Source organism: Streptomyces sp. NPDC004561 (assembly GCF_053602155.1).
The window spans coordinates 1-4,167 of record NZ_JBSGDB010000642.1; the positions used below are offsets into that span (position 1 = coordinate 1).

The 4,167-nt window shown below is 72.4% G+C and carries 4 protein-coding genes; 2 read left to right on the top strand and 2 right to left on the bottom strand.

Going from position 1 to position 4,167, the window contains the following annotated elements; translation table 11 throughout:
* Positions 1–1,440 (top strand): fatty acyl-CoA synthetase (locus ACWEN3_RS42645; protein WP_452982978.1); only part of this gene is annotated, 1,440 nt, incomplete at its 5' end.
* Between the two features lie 74 nt (positions 1,441–1,514).
* Here the strand turns inward: ACWEN3_RS42645 and ACWEN3_RS42650 are convergent.
* Positions 1,515–2,438 (bottom strand): RNA polymerase sigma-70 factor, encoded by a 924-nt coding sequence (locus tag ACWEN3_RS42650; RefSeq protein ID WP_452982981.1) that lies wholly within the window; start codon positions 2,436–2,438, stop codon positions 1,515–1,517.
* A gap of 68 nt (positions 2,439–2,506) precedes the next feature.
* Positions 2,507–2,980 (bottom strand): carboxymuconolactone decarboxylase family protein, encoded by a 474-nt coding sequence (locus ACWEN3_RS42655; RefSeq protein ID WP_452982983.1) that lies wholly within the window; start codon positions 2,978–2,980, stop codon positions 2,507–2,509.
* A gap of 272 nt (positions 2,981–3,252) precedes the next feature.
* Here ACWEN3_RS42655 and ACWEN3_RS42660 point away from each other — a divergent pair.
* Positions 3,253–4,167, top strand: a 915-nt coding sequence (locus tag ACWEN3_RS42660; RefSeq protein WP_452982986.1) for a sensor histidine kinase, incomplete at its 3' end; no start/stop codon positions are given.

The following is a 4,167-nucleotide window of genomic DNA, read 5'->3' on the forward strand; positions in this document are numbered from 1 at the left end:
GATCAGCGCGGTGTCGAACTCCTCGGCGTCCAGGCCGAGTTCGCGGGCCACCTCGACCAGGAGGGGTTCTCCCGCGCGGCCGGGCTCCTGCTCGCGGAGGGCCTCTCGCCCGGCGACCGGGTCGGCGCGTACGGCCACAACTCCGACGCCTATCTGATCGCCTTCGTCGCCTGCGCCCGCGCGGGCCTGGTCCATGTGCCGGTCAACCAGAACCTCACCGGCGACGACCTGGCCTACGTCGTGGGGCAGTCGGGCAGCACCCTGGTGCTCGCCGACCCGGCCCTCTCCGGTCGACTGCCGGACTCCGTAAGGGTGCTGCCGCTGCGGGACGGCGAGGACTCGGTCCTCGACCGGCTCGCGGACGCACCGCCGTACGACGGTCCCGAGGCCCGCACCGAGGACCTGGTGCAACTGCTGTACACCTCCGGCACCACCGCCCTGCCCAAGGGCGCGATGATGACCCACCGGTCCCTGGTGCACGAGTACCTGAGCGCGATCACCGCTCTCGACCTCAGCGCCGGCGACCGGCCGGTGCACGCGCTGCCGCTGTACCACTCCGCGCAGATGCACGTGTTCCTGCTGCCGTACCTAGCGGTCGGCGCGACCAACGTGATCCTGGACGCGCCGGACGGTGACCGCCTGTTCGACCTGATCGAGGCGGGCCGCGTGGACAGCCTGTTCGCGCCGCCCACGGTGTGGATCGGCCTGGCGAACCGGCCCGACTTCGCCACCCGGGACCTCGGCGGACTGCGCAAGGCGTACTACGGGGCGTCCATCATGCCCGTCCCGGTCCTGGAGCGGCTGCGGGAACGGCTGCCCCGGCTAGCCTTCTACAACTGCTTCGGGCAGAGCGAGATCGGCCCCCTGGCCACCGTGCTCGGCCCCGAGGAGCACGAGGGCCGCCTCGACTCCTGCGGGCGGACCGTGCTGTTCGTGGACGCCCGGGTCGTGGACGACAAGGGCGAGGACGTGCCCGACGGCACGCCGGGGGAGATCGTCTACCGCTCACCGCAGCTGTGCGAGGGCTACTGGGACAAGCCCGAGGAGACCGCGGCGGCCTTCCGCGACGGCTGGTTCCACTCCGGCGACCTCGCCGTCCGGGACACGGACGGGTACTTCACCGTCGTCGACCGGGTGAAGGACGTCATCAACTCCGGTGGTGTGCTGGTCGCCTCACGCCAGGTGGAGGACGCGCTCTACACCCATGAGGCGGTGGCGGAGGCGGCCGTGATCGGGCTGCCGGACGAGCGCTGGATCGAGGCGGTCACGGCCGTGGTCGTCCCGCGCGGCGAGGTGACGGAGGATCAGCTCGTCACGCACGTACGGGACAAGCTCACCGCCTTCAAGGCACCCAAGCGGGTCCTGTTCGTGGACGCCTTGCCGCGCAACGCGAGCGGCAAGATCCTGAAGCGGGAGCTGAGGGACCGCTTCGGCGGGTAGCGGGGCGCAGCGGCCGCGGGCGACGTCGGTGGAGCGGCGCGCGCCCGGGCCGGCCGGCCCGGACGCGCACGGGGTCAGTCCGGCTGCCGGCGGGCCTTCTTCACCTCCCGGGTGACGGCCCAGGCGTCGGCGACCGGGCCGAGGTGGACGAGCTTGTCGGGATTGAGCACCACGCGAACGGTCTGGATCCGCCCGTCGAGCACGTCGAGGGCCAGGGTCTGGAGCACCCTGCCGTCCCGGTCGCGGAAGACCGCGCCCGGCTGGCCGTTGACCTCGTGCGGCTCGCATGACACATCGATCCGGAGCAGCCGGGGGAAGACGTTGCCGAGCACCCGGGCCACGTTCCGGGCCCCCGCGACGGCCCTGGCCAGCTGCGGGGCCTTGCCGCCGCCGTCTCCGACCAACTGCACGTCGGCGGCGAGGAGTTCCCGCAGTCCGTCGACATCGCCGTCCTTCAGCGCGTCGAAGAACCGCGTCGCCAGCTCCTGCCGCTCCTGACGGTCCGCCCGGAACCGCGGCCGCCCGGCCGCCATGTGCCGCCGCGCCCGAACCAGGAGCTGCCGGCAGGCCGGCTCCGAACGCCGCACCGCGGCGGCGACCTCGTCGAACCCGAAGGCGAACACCTCCCGCAGCACGAACACCGCCCGCTCCAGCGGGCTCAGCCGCTCCAGCAGGAGCAGCGCCGCCATCGACACGGAGTCGGCCAGCTCCACCGACCGAGCCGGATCCTCGTACGGATCGTTCAGCAGCGGCTCCGGGAACCAGGGGCCCACATAGGCCTCACGCCGCACCCGCGCGGAGCGCAGCACGTCGATCGAGATCCGCGTCACCGCGGCCGCCAGAAAGGCCTTGACCGACGTGGGCCGGGTCGAGGAACCGGCGAAGCGCAGCCAGGTCTCCTGCACCGCGTCCTCGGCCTCGCCCACACTGCCCAGAATCCGATAGGCGATCGAGAACAGCAGCGGCCGCAGCTCCTCGAACTCCTCGGCCTTGCCCACGCCGAATCCCCTCTCTCCGAAACCGTCTCACCCGGCCGTGCACGCCGACGATCCCCCGTCGGCGCGGCTCAGTGGAACTGCCCCGCCTCGTAACCGCCGGCCGGCTGCTGGGTGATGACGTTCAGCCGGTTCACCATGTTCATGAACGACACCAGGATCACCAGGGCGGTGAGCTGCTCCTGGTCGTAGTGCTTGGCTGCCTGCGCCCACACCTCGGCACTGACCCCGAGGGCCGCGTCCGCGACCCGGGTCCCCTCCTCCGCGAGCTCCAGCGCGGCCCGCTCGGCCTCGGTGAACACCGTGGCCTCCCGCCAGGCCGCGACGAGATGCAGCCGTACCGCGGTCTCGCCCGCGGCGGCGGCCTCCTTGGTGTGCATGTCGACGCAGACGGCGCAGCCGTTGATCTGGCTCACCCGCAACGCCACCAGCTCCTGGGTGGCGGCCGGCAGCGGCGAGTCCTTGACCGCCCGGCCCGCCGACATGACGTACGTGAGGGCCTTGGCGGCGCTCGGGTCGGCGAAGTAGTCCAGTCGCGCGTCCATGGTGTGCTCCTTCGGTCGTCGGTGGCTCCGCCCCCTGAGACGGGGCAGCCCGGCCCCCTGTGACACGGCCGCATGTGACCTGCGTCTCGCGGGCCCTGGGCCGTCCATATGTCCAGGCCGCCCACCACGACGGTTCAGCCCGTGGGCGTACATCCGCGGGCCGATGCCGCGCGGGCGGCGGCTGGCTACGCTCGCGGCATGGACACCACATCGGCCGGGCCGCCGCCGTCGCGCGTGCGTCGACGCCACCTCACGTCCGAAGGGGCACGACGGTGACGAGAGCGAACGTCTCGGCCTGGGCGTGGTGCGTCCTGTACGTCTTCGTGCTGCTTCTGCTGCTTTGCGGCGCACCGCGCGCCTCGGGCACGGTCCACGCGGCGGGCTCGCTGCTGGCCCTGAGCCTGCTCACCGGCGTGCTGCGACGGATGCCGGTCGTGGCTCTGGCGATGACACTGCTCGGCGCCACCGCCGTGGTGGTGGTCCCGCCAGGCGCCTCCCAGGTGAATCGGGGGGAGTTCTTCCAGGGGCAGTTCCTGTCGTACCTGGCCGTCGACCTCGTCCTCGGCTTGATCGTCGCGACCCGCGCGCGGCGTGTCCCGGCCGTCGCCGTGGCCGTGTCGTTCACCGTGCAGTGCCTGGTGATCGCCCTCTTCGCGCACGGGGACGCCCTGATCGTCAACGAGGTCATCGGGCTGCTGGCGATGGCCGCCTCCTGCATGGTCGGTCTGCTCGGCCGCGAGCGCCGCGAGCACGCGGTGGCGCTGCGCGCGCAGGAGGTGGCCGAGGCGGTGACCGCCGAACGGCTGCGGATCGCCCGGGAGTTGCACGACATGATCGCGCACAGCGTCGGCATCATCGCCATCCAGGCCGGGGTGGGCAGCCGGGTCATCCACACCCAGCCCGCCGAGGCGGCGGAGGCGCTGCGCGCCATCGAGACCACCAGCAGAGAGACCCTGTCCGGCCTCCGGCGCACCCTGGTGGCCCTCCGCCGGGCCGACCGGGACACCGCCGCCCCGGAGCGGGCACCGCTGGCGCCGTCGCCGGGCCTGGCGGACCTCGACCGGCTCGCGGCGGCGACCGCGGACGCGGGGGTCCGGGTGGCCTCATCCGGTTTCGCTCGCCACTACTCCCGGAATCACGGTTGTTTTCTCTTCCTGAGGGTACTGAGATGTTTCACTTCCCCTCGT

Bases quoted from the DNA above. Each gene is read 5' to 3' on its own strand.
- ACWEN3_RS42655 (WP_452982983.1), bottom strand. From the start codon at position 2,980: ATGGACGCGCGACTGGACTACTTCGCCGACCCGAGCGCCGCCAAGGCC.